Raw genomic sequence first — 15,450 nt, forward strand, 5'->3', positions numbered from 1 at the left:
CTTTTCTAGCTTGGCCTCTATTATAACAGAAATTGACCTCAAGGCATCAAGGCTTAACGGGAATATTCCACAGCGGTCTGATATCCCTGCTCTCATCCCAGGTTCGCCCCGCCTCGATATGCACAAGAGCAAGCTCAATTTCACGGGCATAGTCCTTATACTCCGGCAGTGCGGACAGATCCCGGTGCCACCCCGCTATACACTCTTTGAGCACGGTCTTATCCCCGTCGTAATAGGCCCGGTGGTATCGTTCGGTATTCAGGGGCCTTGCGAGCAGCCGGTCGCTGTATCGGGCGATCAGATAGGCGAGATACAGCGATACCTTCGCCACGAGGGGGGAGACGAGAAAGCTGGGAAGCGTTCGGTACTCAAAACCGCCATACGGCTGCCTCCGGAAATCTCCCAGGAAACCGTATCGGGGTCTGCGATGGCGCCCTTTGGGATCTTCCAGCAGCGCCAGCGGCAGTGCCAGATAATTATCCAGCGTCTGAAGCAGTGACAATGACAGCGGAACACCGCTGAAATGAATATGCCCACCAAGCGGGAAGTCCCCGCAAGGCAGAGCACCTGCTCTCCATGTCAGCGAACGATCCAGAATCATCGTTTGAGCGGTGCGCAGCGCTTTTTGCATTTCGTGAAGCAATTCCTTAGGATCTGCTTTGGGTGACGGCCTTAATTCGGCAATGGGGTAAACGACCTCCCCCCGAAAACGCACGGCATCACTGCCGACTTCCCCGCCACGTGCCATGAACTCGGAAGCAAACACGATTTGCCCGTTGTCCTGCATCAGCACAAACTCCGGATCCATTCCGATCAGCAGCGATGGAGTGATTGGAGCGTCTTCGGTCTCGTTAAGCGTATTGCCCCCTTCCATCGGGCCGCCCTTGGCACTCATAACCGCTTTATTCCGTCCCCCCTTTATTCGAACACTCTCAACCACGTATCTCCGCCCGGGCCGGGCCGTAATGATGACCTCTCCTTCATCCACACCCAGCGTATACAGCGAACGCAGTGCCGCTTTCTCCAGTCTCCGGTGCAGACCGTCTTCGTATCTCCCATTCTCGGGATCAGGCTCATACAATACCTCGCTGCCTCCCAGCTGATGGTGGCGGATCGAGGCTGCAGCCAGCTTCCGAACATGAACCGAGTATTTGGCTGTGTAGCGGTGCTCCTCCCCGGAAGCCATGCCCAACTGGCAAGGAATGCCGGACCTGATCATACGTGCCTGTGCCAGGATCGCATTTGCCCCATTGATTGGAATATAACCCTTTGCAGCAGCTGGTTTTACCATGGATTTAGTCATCCCCTAGCCCCCCTCGCGAAAAAAATAAAAAAGAGGGCATCCGCCCTCCGCAAAGCTGCCCTCACTGCATATGCTAAGATTATAATCATTCCTACAGGAGGGGTAACTTACAGTTCATCCTCCAGACCTTCGTAATCAAGGTCTTCGTAATCATCGACATCGTCTCCCAGGGCGTAGTCGAACTCTTTGTCTTCGTAGTCACCATGGTGGTTGGTGCATACTTTTACAACGACCTTGGTTTCGGCCACCAGTTCCACCGCATACTCTCTCTCTACCCGCAGGATGACACTCGTGCCATTCGAGGATACGCTGGCTTCGACGCAGCTCGGCTCCTGTGTCGCTTCTGCCGACACCTCCACCGTTGCTGCGCGATGCTTCGGATCCAGATAGGAAAGAGGCACGCGTTCTACATACGACACCGTTTCTTTCGCCACGTCGGTCTGCGAATTTTTGTCATAGGAATACCAGATGTTAACATCGTAAGTACCAATAACTTCAATTCCGTCTCCGGCGGCAACCGCCTCGTATTGATGGTTTATAATCCAGGCCCCCAAAATACTGGTCGGATTATTAGGCGGAGTCACGGTATGTGTTACGGTAGAGAACTTACGACCCTTGCCGCAGATCGCCTTCGTGATGATTTCTCTACATTGGTGTTTATGACTCAATGACATCTTCGAACCTCCTCCATACAATCATTCCATACATGTGTATGCACGAGATGGGCGAATGTTGAATGAAGTGGTCCAAATAAATTCATATGATGCTAAAAATATCAGATTTTTTTTTGAAAAACCCTGAGCTACGGGGCCGAATCCGCACGCTTCTGCGGTTTTTTTGCCGTGGGTGCCTTATACTTCTTCGATATATTCAAATAGTATTCCAGCTCATGGCAGAGCTGCAGAATCGCGGATCTGACCTCGAATTCCTCGCGGGTGGTCGGGAGATCCATTTCCTTGAACCGGTCTTCCAGCTCAATCAGCAGACCTTCGGACTTGCCCGTATATCCTTCAGCAACAACATCCTTGCTTAATTGATCGAAAATTTCAGCGGTCAGCACCCCGTGAGGAAGACGCTCGTACACCTGCGATATCTGATGCATCATGCTCTGGATGTTCTCCATCTGTTCCTTCCGCATATAGAAATATATGTTCCAAGAGCCGTCCGGATGAATCATCTGATTCTCCGATGCCCGCTTCGCTTCTTCTATTCCCCGCTCGATCTGCCGATTGGCCTCAATCAGTTCTTTACCGTCCCATATATGTTCAGGGTCTCTCAGCGTGAGCGAGAAATGATTGAAAATGACAGAGAAGAGCCCGTCCACCCTGCGGCGGATCTCCATCATCGCTCCCTCACTGTTTGGCATGTACACCAAGTTCACCAGCATCGCTGACCCAAGGCCGATAATTAGTAACTCAACCTGAGTAAGGAGAATGTCGAAGCCAATCTCTTCGCCCTGAAACACTCGAAACACCACGACGGAGCTGGTAACGATTCCTTCCTTGAAATTCGCTTTTGAAATCGCAGGGAATGCGAGAAGTATGTAGAGTGCCAGAACCCAGTAATGAAAGCCGAGAAAATAAAAAAGAATGCACGCCAGCAGCAGTCCCAGCAGCGAAGCAAAGAACCTGGATGATATGGAGCGCACACTCCGTTTGCGCGTGACGTCCACGCCGAGTATAGCAAGAAGACCGGCGGACGTAGCCCCCGGTATATTTAAGGCATCTGTAATTAAAATGGCAAGCAGGCTTGCCGCGGCCGTTTTGATGACACGAAATCCCATGTGATGAAGAGCCTCCAGGCGATTGTGATGGTTTTACTTCATCCTAGCCTATTTTCATGCCATAGACAACCATACAGGGAACCTGCCCAAGACAAGGCGCTTTAACGATGAGTTAACAATTTTCTTTCTATATATACAACGATTTGATACATGGCCGTGGCCACGACAGCGATAATGAGAAGGCTTGATAGGACGAGCGTAAAGTTGAATACCTGAAAGCCGTACATGATCAGATAACCAAGACCCGATTTCGCAACCAGGAATTCACCGACTATGACACCGACCCATGCCATGCCCACATTGACCTTCAGTGTAGACACGATGGCCGGATAGGATGCCGGCAGAATGACACGCTGAAAGACCTGACGCTTGGTGCCGCCGAAAGTACGGACAACCTTGATCAGATTGGAATCCACCTCATTAAAGCTGTTGTATACCACAAGGGTGGTCACAATGACCGTAATGGATAATGTAGTGATCACGATAGCGGTAAAGCCGGCGCCGAACATGACAATAAAGATAGGACCCAGCGCCACTTTCGGCATGCTGTTGAACACAACCATGTAAGGGTCCAGAACCTTATTAAGAAACGGTGACCACCAGATCAAGACAGCCAGCAGCGTGCCGACAAGCGTGCCCAGCAGGAACCCGACAACCGTCTCTCCAACCGTGATCCCCAGATGCCCCCACAACTCGCCGCTAACCATGTTGCCCCATATATTAGAGAAGATTTTGGACGGGTAGCTGAATAAAAGCACGTCAATCCACTTCCATCTTCCAGCCGCTTCCCACCAGATAAAAAACAGCAGCAGCAAGCTAAGCTGGACCGCCAGTACCCGATTCCGGATGCTTTTCTTCTTCTTTGTGTGCTTAACATAGATATCCTGGAGCCAGCCCTTCGAAGAAGAAGCAGAAGGCTCATGCCTTGTTGTCATAGGCTTCACTCCTTCCCGATGGTTTGCATTTCGCCCCAAATCTCATGAAACAATTCATTAAAGCCCGGCTCCTTGCGGGCAAAAAAAGGCTGCGCCCGTCGGATGTTCTCCGGAATATCAAATAACCGGTGAATCCGCCCGGGATTGCGGTTTAAGAGAATGACCCGATCGCTCATCGCAATGGCCTCCGACAGGTCATGGGTCACCAGAATGGCGGTCTTTCCCCGCTCTTTCAAAGTCTCCACAATCAAATCCTCGAGCTGCAGCTTCGTCTGATAATCCAATGCGGAGAATGGCTCATCGAGCAGAAGCAGACCGGGATCCGTTGCCAAGGTCCTAACGAGTGCGACCCGCTGTCTCATCCCGCCTGAGAGTTGTGACGGATACAGATTGCCGCTGTCGCCAAGCCCCATCTCCCTGAGCAGATTCTGCACGGCGCTGCGGCTCTCCGGATTCAATCGTTCCGTCAATTCCAAACCAATCAAGGCGTTATCCATAATGGTCCGCCACGGAAATAAATAGTCCTGCTGCAGCATGTATCCCACCTCCGGTGACGGCCCGTATATCGGATCGCCATTCACGTAAGCGGCTCCTTTGGACGGCTGCAGCAGGCCGGCAATGACAGACAATATGGTCGTCTTGCCACAACCGCTAGGTCCAACCAGGCTGACAAATTCGCCGGGCTCCACCTTCAAGTGAATTCCTTCCACAGCCAGAGAGGCTTCCCGATCGGTGACATATACGTGAGCGATATCATTCAATTCAACTACCGGTACCATGGTGCTCTCTCCTTTCGTTCTATGGATCAGGAGTACGTCATTATTTCGCTAACTTCGCTTTCTCGGCAAACGTGTTGTTAACGATCTTCTCAGGAGCTACCCGCTCTTTCAGTTCGCCGGCTTGATCCATCACGTCCAGCAGATTGTTCCATTCTGCATCATCCACGATCGGATCGGTTGCGTAGCTCCCCTGCTCTTTGTACCGTTTAACAGAAGAAACGACGATATCCCGGTCGCTATCCTTGAAATAAGGCATGATGGCATCAGCAATATCCTCAGGAGTGTTGGCATCCACCCATTGCTGTGCCTTGTAGAGGGCATTGGTAAACTTCTGAACCGTTGCGTCATGTTTGTCGATATAACTCTGCTTGGTCATGAACACCGTATAAGGCAGATGTCCGCTTTCCACGCCGAAGGAAGCTACCACCTTACCCCGGCCTTCTTTTTCGAAGATGGAGGCTTGCGGCTCAAAGAGCTGCACAAACTCACCCGTACCGGAAGCATAGGCTGATGCGATATTGGCAAAATCAATGTTCTGAATCAGCTCGAGATCACCGTGCGGGTCAATCCCTTTTTTGTTCAATGTGAACTCGCCTGCCATCTGCGGCATTCCGCCCTTGCGCTGGCCCAGGAATACCTTACCCTTCACGTTGTTCCAATCAAACGCGCCTGATCCGTCCCGGGCCATCAGGAATGTGCCATCCGTCTGTGTCAGCTGACCGAAGTTAATGACAGGATCCTCAGAGCCCTGCTGATAGACGTAAATCGAGGTTTCGGAGCCGACTAGCGCCACATCGATAGCTCCTGACAGCAAGGCCGTCATAGTTTTGTCACCGCCCGGGGTCGTCTGCAGCTCCACATCAAGCCCCTCTTCCTTGAAAAATCCTTTCTCCAACGCGACATACTGCGGCGCATAGAAGATCGAACGTGTCACTTCGCCAATCTTGACTTTTGTAGCCGATCCACCGCCACCGCACCCGGCAAGCGCTACTCCGCAAACAAGCAGCATCGATAACGCCAGCCCCCACCATTTTTGAAGCTTCATGGTAACCCTCCATTCCCTTGAACAAACTTTTCTTTTCAACATATGCATGCGTCTGCCCAAAGGTTAAACGCCTGGCAGTGTCACTCATGCCGCTGTACCCTATGTGCGGAGAAGATAAAATACCAAATGAGCTTTTCCTATGTAAAAGAAAAAAACGCAGCCACAAGGGCTGCGTCTCATCCATTAAAGCTTATAAATCTCTTTATATTTCTCTTCCAGATAATCCGCCAGATAGTCCGGGTTCAGCTCTTCTCCTGTGATTCTCACAATAATCTCGGAAGGTTTCTCGCTCTTGCCGTACTTGTAAACCTTGTCTGTCAGCCATTCTTTGATTGGAGCCAAATTCCCCTCTTCAATCAACTGGTCAAGGTTCGGCAGCTCTTTACGCATCGTGTGAAGCATTTGGGCAGCATACATGTTACCCAGCGAATAGGATGCAAAATATCCGAAATCACCGCCGGACCAGTGAACATCCTGCAGCACGCCCATTCCATCGTTTGTCGGCATAATGCCGAGGTATTCCTTATACTTCGCGTTCCAGGTTTCCGGAAGATCCTTCACAGCCAATCCTTCGTTAAAGAGCATTTTCTCGATCTCGTAGCGAATGATGATGTGCAGGTTATATGTCAGTTCGTCTGCCTCAATACGAATCAAAGAGTTCTCTACCTTGTTCGCAGCCAGATAGAATTGCTCAACGTCCACTTCCTTTAATTGCTCAGGGAAGTACTGCTGGAGGTCCGCAAAATAACGACGCCAGAACGGGCGGCTCCGGCCAATCATATTCTCCCAAAGACGGGATTGGGACTCATGAATGCCCATGGAGGTGCCGCCGGAGAGCGGCGTGCCTGCCAGTGTCTTGTCGATATTTTGCTCATATAGTGCATGCCCGCCCTCGTGCAAGGAGCTGAATACCGCACTGAGCACGTCATCCGGAAGATACATGGTCGTAATGCGCACATCGCCAGGATTGAGACCCGTCGCAAATGGATGCACACTCTCATCCAGGCGTCCTGCTTCAAAGTCATAACCCATTTGCTCCAGCAGAAACAAGCTGAATTTCTCCTGCTGTTCCTTTGGGAACAGCTGTTTCAAGAAAGCTGTTTCCGGCTTGAAGGAAGACTCCTGGATTGCATGGACCAGCGGCACCAGACGCGCTTTCAGACGTTCGAAGATGGCATCCACCTTCTCCACCGTCAGATCCGGCTCGTACATATCAAGCAGTGTATCGTATCGGGTATCCTTCACGCCCCAATATTCGATAAACTCCTGCTTGAACGCTACGATTTTGGTTAAGTATGGCTCGAAACCTTCGAAATCACTATTCTTCTTCGCTTCCTCCCACTTCGTTTCCGATTGGGCGGCAAGAATGGAATATTCCTGGAAGCGTTCAGGTGGAATGGATTTGCTCTGGTCGTACATTTTACGCACTTCCGCGATCATGCGGCGTTTGCGATCATCCAACTGCTCTGCCTGTTCCGGCTCGGCAAAAAAAGACAGAAGCTGTCCCATCTCCTCCGAGATTTGCAGTTTAAATGCTTCTGTAGATAGAACCCCGATCGTTTCGGAACGAATTTCGGTTCCTTTGCGGGGAGCACCTGTCCGTAAATCCCAATGAAGTAGGCCTATAGCTTCGTAGTAGCTCATGATTTTGCGAACCAATCGATCAAATTGTTCCCATTGCTGTGAATGTTGTACTGCCATACGGGCTCACCTTCTTTTTTTAGTGATAGGAATCTTTTATACTCTATTGATGATACTTTTTACAAGGTATATAATCAACTTCCAGAAAGAATAAATAACATTCTACATATAAAGGAGTGTCAGGATGCCTTGATTATTCAACTCACCCCCCAAGCCGAGCAGAAGCTGAAGGATAAACTTGGGGACAAGCCAGGCACCATCAGGCTGATCTATGACACGGAGGGATGCGGATGTGCCGTCAACGGCGTTCCAAGCCTGCGAATTGTAGATGAGCCTACAGTGGATGATATCACTGTAGATACGGGAAGCCCTGTGCCTTTTATTGTAAACCGTCGGCAGGAAATTTTCTTCGAGGACAAGATGAAGCTTGACGCCGATCCCGGCGTGTGCTCCTTCCGCCTTGACAGCAGCGGACAACATTACGGCACCAATATTCAGATTATAGATACCCGAGTGCAACAACTATAAACGACGATCGAAACGAAGGAGAGAATATCCATGGAACAACACCTAAACAGCATTTTGGAACACAACCGCAGCTTTGTAGAGAACAAAGAATACGAATCCTATCTGACCGGTCGTTTTCCTGAGAAAAAACTCGTCATCATCACCTGCATGGATACACGGCTCGTCGAACTGCTTCCAAAAGCAATGAATTTCAAGAATGGCGATGTCAAAATCATTAAAAACGCCGGCGCTATCATCTCTCAGCCTTTCGGCAGTGTGATGCGGAGCGTTATGGTTGCACTGTACGAGCTTCACGCGGAAGAAGTAATCGTAGTAGGCCACTATGAATGCGGCATGGCTTCCCTGAACGCCGAGGATATGATCCAGCATATGAGAGACCGCGGGATCTCGGATGAAGTTCTCTCCACGCTTGAAAATTCCGGCATCCGCTTGTCCAAATGGCTTCGCGGTTTCGATAACATTACAGACGGCGTAAAAAACACCGTTGACTTGATCAAAAAACACCCGCTGCTTCCGCCAAACGTACCCGTTCACGGCATGGTTATCGACCCTAACACAGGCGCGCTTGATCTGGTAGTCGAAGGTTACGAGAACAAATAAATCATTCAAAGTCAAATTGGAGCACAAGCGCTGAGGCGTTTGTGCTTTTTTAGTCACAATTTTACCAAAAGCAGAGAGAAAGAACCCTCCCCCAGTTGTCAAACCATACAGTTTCAGTGTACACTTTTTATCAACCGGACCGATAGGCGGATTTCCATCCCAACCTTAGTGTCCACGATATGCGTTTCAAAGGGAGTTATGTCCATGAATACGTTGTCATACGGCTTGTTAGGACTACTAGCAAGAAGAGAATCATCAGGATACGATTTGATGCTTCGCATACAGCCATTTTGGCAAGCCAAACACAGTCAAATTTATCCCCTGCTGTCCAGCATGGAGGAGAAGCAATTGTTGTCCTCTCACTGGGTCCAGCAAAGTGATAAACCGGACAAGAAAATCTATGCGATTACCGAAAAGGGCATGCAGAAGCTGCGCGAATGGATGTACCAACCCATTGCTCCCGCAGTCACCAAAGATGAACTTTCTCTTCGAACCTTCTGCCTGTGGTTAGCGGAGATCGGCATCGCCGTTGATATTTTCGAGGACCGCAGAATTGGCTATCTGGAGAAAAAGCGTTATTACGAGCAGATTTTAGAGGGGATTCCGGAGGAAACCCGAGAGCTTGGAAGCAAGGCATTCAGCAATTATGTACTCGCTACCAAAGGATTGATGATGGCTGAGACCGAGCTGAAATGGTGTGATTGGGTACTGGATTTATTAAAACAGCAGCAGCGCTCAACCGCCTCAAAACATGGTCGCACAAATTTTGAAACCTTATCGTGACTCGTCCGTAGTACTCTTTATTACTCTAAATTCACTGGGAGGTTCGACAGAACACGATGAAAAAAGTATTGACTATTCTTGTAGCGATTACACTGTTCTTTGTAGCGCTGACACCAGATTCCGCAGATGCCAGAAGAGGCGGCGGCGGTTTCAAATCCGGTAATAAAACATACAACAGCACTCCGAAAAAGAATGATACCAATAATGTGCAACAATCCAACAACCGTTCCAATAACACAGGAGCTGCAGCCAACACAACCAAACGCGGATTCTTTAGCGGCGGCGGCTTGATGAAAGGTCTTATGATCGGTGGTCTTGCCGGTTTGCTCTTCGGCGGAATGTTCGCTGGCATGGGCTTCATGGGCGAAATTATGGGATTGTTGATTAACCTCATTGCAATCTGGGCTTTGATTATGGTCGTTATGGCTGTTGTACGTGCCGTGAAGAATCGTCGTCAACAAAACGAGCGTCGCGACAACAACAACAATAACAATAATAATCGGTACTAATCCATGGTTCTAAGCATGGACGAAATCATCAATGCGGTCTGTCTTCACCAGGCGGAACGCAGAGGCGTCAAACCGACAGATGTATCGCTTGAGCTTAGCTGGGATGAGGATACCGGTTATACGGCGGAAGTATGGGTAAGCGGAAGAACCCAGTATTTGATTGAGGCTAACCTCATTGAAGCGATTCTTCGCTACCTGCACTCCGAGTACAACATTCGCGCATACAGCGAACAGGTAAGACTTGAGCTTGAAGACGAAATTATCGCAATTGTTCAACAATAAGCAAGAAATCATAAAAACTGCCGCCTTGCGTAACGCGAGGCGGCAGTTTTTTTATAATAAACCCTCTTCTCTTCCCAACTTATCTGCAAACGTTCCTGCTGGCTATTCATGCTGCTGAAGACCATCCGGCGTGTACACCATGCAATACTGCCGGAGTGAACTGTTGGGTAACGGAATGATTTTGACCATGCGATAATCGTAGTGCTCATAAATGGGTACGTTGCTTGGGGTCTGTGTCTCCAACGTACATAAGATATTCTTCGTATGACATTCTGCAAGCAGTGGCTTTATGATCCTCGAAACGTATCCTTGTCCGCGGCAGCCTTCCTGCACAGCAATCATATCCAAGTGCATATACTGCCGCTCGCCCAGCATCGATAGCCAAACTGAACTCATGCTGCGCAAAATGGTTAGTCCTCGAACAAATCCTCGTATTCCAATGATTCGGCAAATCGGCAAGGATTTGATTATGGCAAGCCCGATCTGTTTCGCATACTTAACGTTAGAGAGCAGTGTTCCTGCCTGTCGCTCCGAATGGAATACCAACGCCACGGCCTCGAAGTCCTTAGACGTCGTTAATACATCCGAATAAGGATACAACATTTCAATATAGCACTGAAAAAAAATATTCAGTGCGTCGAGCCTCGTTGTCTCATCAGGCAAAATAAGTTGATATAAAGGGTCATCCTTTGCAAAAGCTTGCGCCAGCACACTGGCTGCCTTTGGAATGTCAGATCGATCCACTCTCAATAATGTGCTACAAATAATTCCACCTCAAATTGAATTGTCTTTCGAATCAGCAGGTCCATACTTGCTCACCACTATACGCTATTTTATCTAGGAAGAATCCACGCGAAACACCTGATACTGCTTCCGGTATTCCCCGGGGGTGTACGACGATTGACGTTTGAATAACCGTGTAAAGTAGTTATTATCCTGGAAGCCGCGTTGCTCTCCGATTTTGATCAGGGACAGCTCCGAATGTGCCAGCAGCCGTTTAGCTCGCTCAATCTGCAGATGATGTCTGTATTGCAGCGGACTCATCCCCGAGTATTGCTTCAAGCAGCGCGCCAAATAATCAAAATGATAATGCAGCTCGCGGTCCAACTCTCCCGAATCAAAGGGCTGCTCCAGGTGATTCGCCAAGTAGGAAGCTACCTTTTCGCCAAGAAAATAGGATCCGGCATGCGGACTGCTCTTTCACATCCCGTTCTGCAATTGCAGGAGAAGTTGACCGAACAAATTATGGAGCTCAAACGATCGGTATGGTGTAAGCGCACTGTGCAGTACAAGCATATAACATCTATTCCTCATTAAATACTTCGATCATCAACAGGGCACCTTTTCTAAATCCATGCACGAACGCTGCCGCCGTATGCATTGCACTTGATTGACCTGCCAAATCAAACAACTCTTCAATTTGCTCAAATTCAGTTTCCAATAAATTTTTTTTGAAGGACTCCATGCAGCTAGAAATTTTTCTATTAATTGACTTATAATTTGGATCAATAGATTTTATTGATTCATCAGGACGCCAATTTCCATAGTATATTTCCTCTAGAATATTAATCATTTCCCTTCCTTTCCTTTAAACACGTCTGATTTATTAGATAAGCTTACACCAAAAAAATAAATCGATTGATATTTATCCAAATTCCGCATAGGTTTTTCTGTCGCAGTGAGCTCTCCCCCTGATGAGGACTCTTCTATTCAATGGAACTAGGCCTCTATATTCCAGAGCTATCCTATCTTATGGTATAATCTACTATTGTGGTGGTTATCTTCCATACAGAACCGATTTGAGAGGAGAACAATTTCATGCAAGAGCACAAACGCTGGAGTAGAGTCAAGCGCTGGGCCGGTGCCGGGGCATTAAGCTTAACCATTCTGTTAGGCAATGTCTTCCCGATTCATGCCGACACACCGACTGCTCCCGTACCCGACATCAGCCCTTGGTCGATAGCTACACTGAACGAAGGTGAGAAATACGGCATATATCCGATGGAATGGTATTATGACGGAACCTTCAGACAATCCATTACGGAAGATAAGTTTCAATCTTTAATGGCTACTACGGCGAAGAAGCTGGATCAGCTGGGTCTTAAGAAAAAAGAAGCTTCCTTGTCCTATGTAACAGCCGATGTAATCACAAGAGAAATGGTCATCACCTCTTTATTCAAGCTCCTGTCCAATTACGAGCTGCCGGAAGCTTTCGGGAACACGGCGGTCAAACCGATGGATTACATGCAGCAAAAAGGCATCGTAAAAGGCACCAAAGCAGGTCTGCAGCTGGATCAGCCATCAAGCGTCGAACAAGCGGTCGTGATGGCCAGCCGATTGATTGAGTATACATATGATACGGCCGATGGCGGAGCCGAAGGCCTGATGTGGAAAGTGACTAACGATAACAACACACTGTATTTGCTCGGATCGGTTCATTTGGGATTGACCGACATGTATCCGATGCATCCGAGCATTCGCGATGCGTTTGCGGCATCGGACGATCTTTGGGTCGAGGTTGATATTGTCAACGGGGATATGTCTTATTTCCAAGAGAAGATGATGTACAGTGACGGTACGAAGCTGCAGGATCATATATCCGCAACTTCCTACGAGAAGCTGCAGAAGACGCTGAAAAAGCTGGCACTGCCAGCAAACACGTTTGATAGCTTCAAGCCCTTTAGCGTATCCAACACCCTCTCCACGTTCGGTTATTTCGAGAATCCGGCCGACAGTGCGTTGGCCATGGCAACCGGTATCGACAGCTATTTCCTTACTAGTGCCATGCTGACAGGCAAGCCAATTCATGAGTTGGAGAGCATTAAGCTGCAAGCTGACCTGTTCGCTGACGTGCCTGCCGAAACGCAGGAGAAAGAATTGAATGAGCTGCTGGATGTCCTCTTGTCAGAAAAAGGATCGCAGGAAATTGCCAACAACCTGAAGCAAATGCAGCTGGATTGGATTGAAGGCGACGTGGAAGGCCTGAAGAAAACCCTGACCGCTGACGGACAGCTCACCCAAGGGGAAACCAATCAGCGTCTGATCGGCGAACGAGACAAGAACATGGCCATTAAACTGTCCGAGCTGCTGGAAAAAGAAGGAGAGCATACTTCCTTTGTCGTGGTAGGCGCGGCACATTATGTCATGGATGGCATGGTTGTCGATTTATTAAAAGAAAAAGGTTATGATGTACAGCTTGTACAGAAATAAACAAGGTATCCTGCTGTATTGATATTGTATCGCCCTGTCCGTATTCATGTGGACAGGGCGATTTTTTATATATAGAGATGCTCCGCATGTATCATGTGTCATTGACCTGCGCTCACAGATTACCGATAATGGTAGAATGAGTTCACTATCTTCAAAGGATTGGAGCTATATCATGAAATATCACAATTTGGAAGAGTGCATCATTGATCTGGAAAAAAACGGGCATTTAGTTCGTATACATGAAGAGGTTGACCCTCATCTTGAAATGGCAGCCATACATATGAAGGTCTACGAGGCAGGCGGCCCGGCACTGTTGTTTGAGAACGTAAAAGGTTCGAACTTCCGTGCGGTATCCAACCTGTTTGGAACGATGGAGCGCAGCAAATTCATTTTTCGGGACACGTTCGAGTCTACGCAAGATGTCATTGCATTGCGCAATGAACCCATGAAAGCGCTCAAGAATCCTTTTAAATATGTCGGGACGGGATTAGCGGCTAAAACCGCATTGCCTCTCAAAAAAACAACCGCCCTCCCGCAAGGGTTTCAGGAAATCCAAATCGCCGATCTGCCGCTGATCAAACATTGGAAGGACGACGGCGGCGCTTTTGTCACCTTACCACAAGTGTATTCCGAAGATCCGGAAAAACCGGGCATTATGAATTCCAATCTGGGGATGTACCGCGTCCAGCTTACAGGCAACGAATATGAAATGAACAAAGAAGTCGGCATCCATTACCAGATCCACCGCGGCATCGGCATCCATCAGGCAAAAGCAAACAAGCTGGGCCAGCCTCTTAAAGTAAGTATTTTTATAGGGGGTCCACCTGCCCACACGATATCGGCCGTGATGCCGTTGCCTGAGGGCATGAGCGAGCTTACCTTCGCGGGTTTGCTGTCAGGGCGCCATTTCCGGTACAGCTATGTCGATGGTTATTGTATAAGCCACGATGCGGATTTTGTAATTACAGGGGAGATTCATCCCGGCGAGACCAAACCGGAAGGACCATTCGGTGATCATCTGGGCTATTACAGCCTTGTTCATCCTTTTCCTGTCATGAGAGTGCACAAGGTATATGCCAAACAGCGGGCCATTTATCCGTTTACGGTTGTCGGCAGACCGCCGCAGGAAGATACGTCCTTTGGAGAGCTGATTCATGAGCTGACCGGCGGGGCGATTCGCCAAGAGATCCCGGGTGTCAAAGAAGTGCATGCGGTTGATGCTGCCGGGGTTCACCCCCTGCTGTTTGCCATTGGCAGCGAACGCTACACCCCCTACCAACAAGTAAAACAGCCGGCAGAGCTGCTCACCATTGCCAATCGGATTCTAGGCACCGGCCAATTGAGTCTGGCCAAATATCTGTTCATTGCCGCTGAAGAGAAACAAGCGTTAAGCACGCACCATATCGAGGGGTTCTTGACGTATATCTTGGAGCGCATCAATCTGCACCGGGACATCCATTTTCAGACCAATACTACAATCGATACCCTCGATTATTCCGGAACCGGACTCAATACTGGCAGCAAGGTTGTCTTTGCAGCGGTTGGGGATAAAAAAAGAGAGCTCTGCCGTGAAGTGCCTGAAACCTTGAAGGATCTGCCAGGATTCTCCCCTGCCCGATTGATCATGCCAGGCATTGTGGCTATACAGGGTTCCCCATTTACGAGTTATTCCGATGTGCAGCTGGAAATGGACGGACTAAGCGAGGCTATTCGAGCGAGAGGCCCTCTCCCCTCTTGCCCGATGATCATTCTATGTGATGACAGTGAATTCATGAGTGCGGCCATCAGCAATTTTCTCTGGGCGACCTTTACGCGAAGCAACCCTTCCCATGACATTCACGGTGTGAACGGCTACTATGAGCACAAGCATTGGGGCTGCGACAATATCATTATCGATGCCCGTTCGAAACCGCATCAAGCACCGCCCCTCATTCCGGATGCCGCAGTCGAACAACATATCAAGCGCTTGTTTACAGACGGCGGCAGTTTAAGCCGCATTCAAATACGCTAGCAGCCGTAAACGTGCTTTGAATCTTATTTCCTTCAAATGAA

General features: G+C 49.0%; 17 protein-coding genes. 7 read left to right on the forward strand and 10 right to left on the reverse strand.

What is annotated here, in order from left to right; translation table 11 throughout:
• Nucleotides 1–46: 46 nt before the first annotated feature.
• From B9D94_RS17250 to B9D94_RS17280, 7 genes are all read right to left on the reverse strand, one after another.
• Entirely contained in the window at nt 47–1,303 is a 1,257-nt protein-coding gene (locus B9D94_RS17250) for a putative amidoligase domain-containing protein (protein ID WP_148247586.1), read from the reverse strand.
• 107 nt (nt 1,304–1,410) lie between these two features.
• Nucleotides 1,411–1,977, reverse strand: a complete 567-nt coding sequence (locus B9D94_RS17255; RefSeq protein WP_006209636.1) for an outer spore coat protein CotE — start codon at nt 1,975–1,977, stop codon at nt 1,411–1,413.
• Between the two features lie 128 nt (nt 1,978–2,105).
• Nucleotides 2,106–3,086, reverse strand: a complete 981-nt coding sequence (locus B9D94_RS17260) for an aromatic acid exporter family protein (RefSeq protein WP_006209635.1) — start codon at nt 3,084–3,086, stop codon at nt 2,106–2,108.
• Between the two features lie 101 nt (nt 3,087–3,187).
• Entirely contained in the window at nt 3,188–4,021 is an 834-nt protein-coding gene (locus B9D94_RS17265) for an ABC transporter permease (protein WP_006209634.1), read from the reverse strand.
• Nucleotides 4,022–4,026: 5 nt separating this feature from the next.
• Nucleotides 4,027–4,800 carry an ABC transporter ATP-binding protein gene (locus B9D94_RS17270; protein WP_036637528.1) on the reverse strand — a complete coding sequence of 258 codons (774 nt, stop codon included), beginning with the start codon at nt 4,798–4,800 and terminating at the stop codon, nt 4,027–4,029.
• A 40-nt stretch (nt 4,801–4,840) separates the two neighbouring features.
• A complete protein-coding gene (locus tag B9D94_RS17275) occupies nt 4,841–5,845 on the reverse strand; it encodes an ABC transporter substrate-binding protein (RefSeq protein WP_148247587.1) in 1,005 nt (334 codons plus the stop codon).
• A gap of 183 nt (nt 5,846–6,028) precedes the next feature.
• Complete coding sequence (locus tag B9D94_RS17280) at nt 6,029–7,546, reverse strand: carboxypeptidase M32 (RefSeq protein WP_006209631.1); 1,518 nt, start codon at nt 7,544–7,546, stop codon at nt 6,029–6,031.
• Nucleotides 7,547–7,675: 129 nt separating this feature from the next.
• Here B9D94_RS17280 and B9D94_RS17285 point away from each other — a divergent pair, with 129 nt between their 5' ends.
• The 5 genes from B9D94_RS17285 to B9D94_RS17305 all read left to right on the forward strand — a co-directional run bounded on the left by B9D94_RS17285 (nt 7,676) and on the right by B9D94_RS17305 (nt 10,188).
• Nucleotides 7,676–8,014, forward strand: a complete 339-nt coding sequence (locus tag B9D94_RS17285) for an iron-sulfur cluster biosynthesis family protein (RefSeq protein ID WP_036637526.1) — start codon at nt 7,676–7,678, stop codon at nt 8,012–8,014.
• A 30-nt stretch (nt 8,015–8,044) separates the two neighbouring features.
• Nucleotides 8,045–8,614 (forward strand): beta-class carbonic anhydrase, encoded by a 570-nt coding sequence (locus tag B9D94_RS17290; RefSeq protein WP_006209629.1) that lies wholly within the window; start codon nt 8,045–8,047, stop codon nt 8,612–8,614.
• Nucleotides 8,615–8,818: 204 nt separating this feature from the next.
• A complete protein-coding gene (locus tag B9D94_RS17295) occupies nt 8,819–9,397 on the forward strand; it encodes a PadR family transcriptional regulator (RefSeq protein WP_036637524.1) in 579 nt (192 codons plus the stop codon).
• Nucleotides 9,398–9,453: 56 nt separating this feature from the next.
• Entirely contained in the window at nt 9,454–9,906 is a 453-nt protein-coding gene (locus tag B9D94_RS17300; RefSeq protein WP_148247588.1) for a hypothetical protein, read from the forward strand.
• A 3-nt stretch (nt 9,907–9,909) separates the two neighbouring features.
• Nucleotides 9,910–10,188, forward strand: a complete 279-nt coding sequence (locus tag B9D94_RS17305) for a YxcD family protein (RefSeq protein WP_006209626.1) — start codon at nt 9,910–9,912, stop codon at nt 10,186–10,188.
• A 102-nt stretch (nt 10,189–10,290) separates the two neighbouring features.
• On the opposite strand, the gene B9D94_RS17310 is transcribed toward B9D94_RS17305, so the two are convergent.
• The 3 genes from B9D94_RS17310 to B9D94_RS17320 all read right to left on the reverse strand — a co-directional run bounded on the left by B9D94_RS17310 (nt 10,291) and on the right by B9D94_RS17320 (nt 11,761).
• Complete coding sequence (locus tag B9D94_RS17310; protein ID WP_253805996.1) at nt 10,291–10,932, reverse strand: GNAT family N-acetyltransferase; 642 nt, start codon at nt 10,930–10,932, stop codon at nt 10,291–10,293.
• Nucleotides 10,933–11,025: 93 nt separating this feature from the next.
• On the reverse strand, nt 11,026–11,334 hold the full coding sequence (locus B9D94_RS17315; RefSeq protein WP_148247589.1) for a helix-turn-helix transcriptional regulator: 309 nt from the start codon (nt 11,332–11,334) through the stop codon (nt 11,026–11,028).
• Between the two features lie 157 nt (nt 11,335–11,491).
• Nucleotides 11,492–11,761: a DUF6809 family protein gene (locus B9D94_RS17320; RefSeq protein ID WP_148247590.1), complete on the reverse strand. Its 270-nt coding sequence runs from the start codon at nt 11,759–11,761 to the stop codon at nt 11,492–11,494.
• 245 nt (nt 11,762–12,006) lie between these two features.
• Here B9D94_RS17320 and B9D94_RS17325 point away from each other — a divergent pair, with 245 nt between their 5' ends.
• Both B9D94_RS17325 and B9D94_RS17330 read left to right on the forward strand, forming a co-directional pair.
• Nucleotides 12,007–13,398 carry a TraB/GumN family protein gene (locus tag B9D94_RS17325; protein ID WP_148247591.1) on the forward strand — a complete coding sequence of 464 codons (1,392 nt, stop codon included), beginning with the start codon at nt 12,007–12,009 and terminating at the stop codon, nt 13,396–13,398.
• Between the two features lie 172 nt (nt 13,399–13,570).
• Complete coding sequence (locus B9D94_RS17330; protein WP_148247592.1) at nt 13,571–15,409, forward strand: UbiD family decarboxylase; 1,839 nt, start codon at nt 13,571–13,573, stop codon at nt 15,407–15,409.
• Nucleotides 15,410–15,450 lie beyond the last annotated feature (41 nt).

The organism is Paenibacillus sp. Cedars, from assembly GCF_003184205.1.
Classification (GTDB): Bacteria; Bacillota; Bacilli; order Paenibacillales; family Paenibacillaceae; genus Paenibacillus_AQ; species Paenibacillus_AQ glucanolyticus.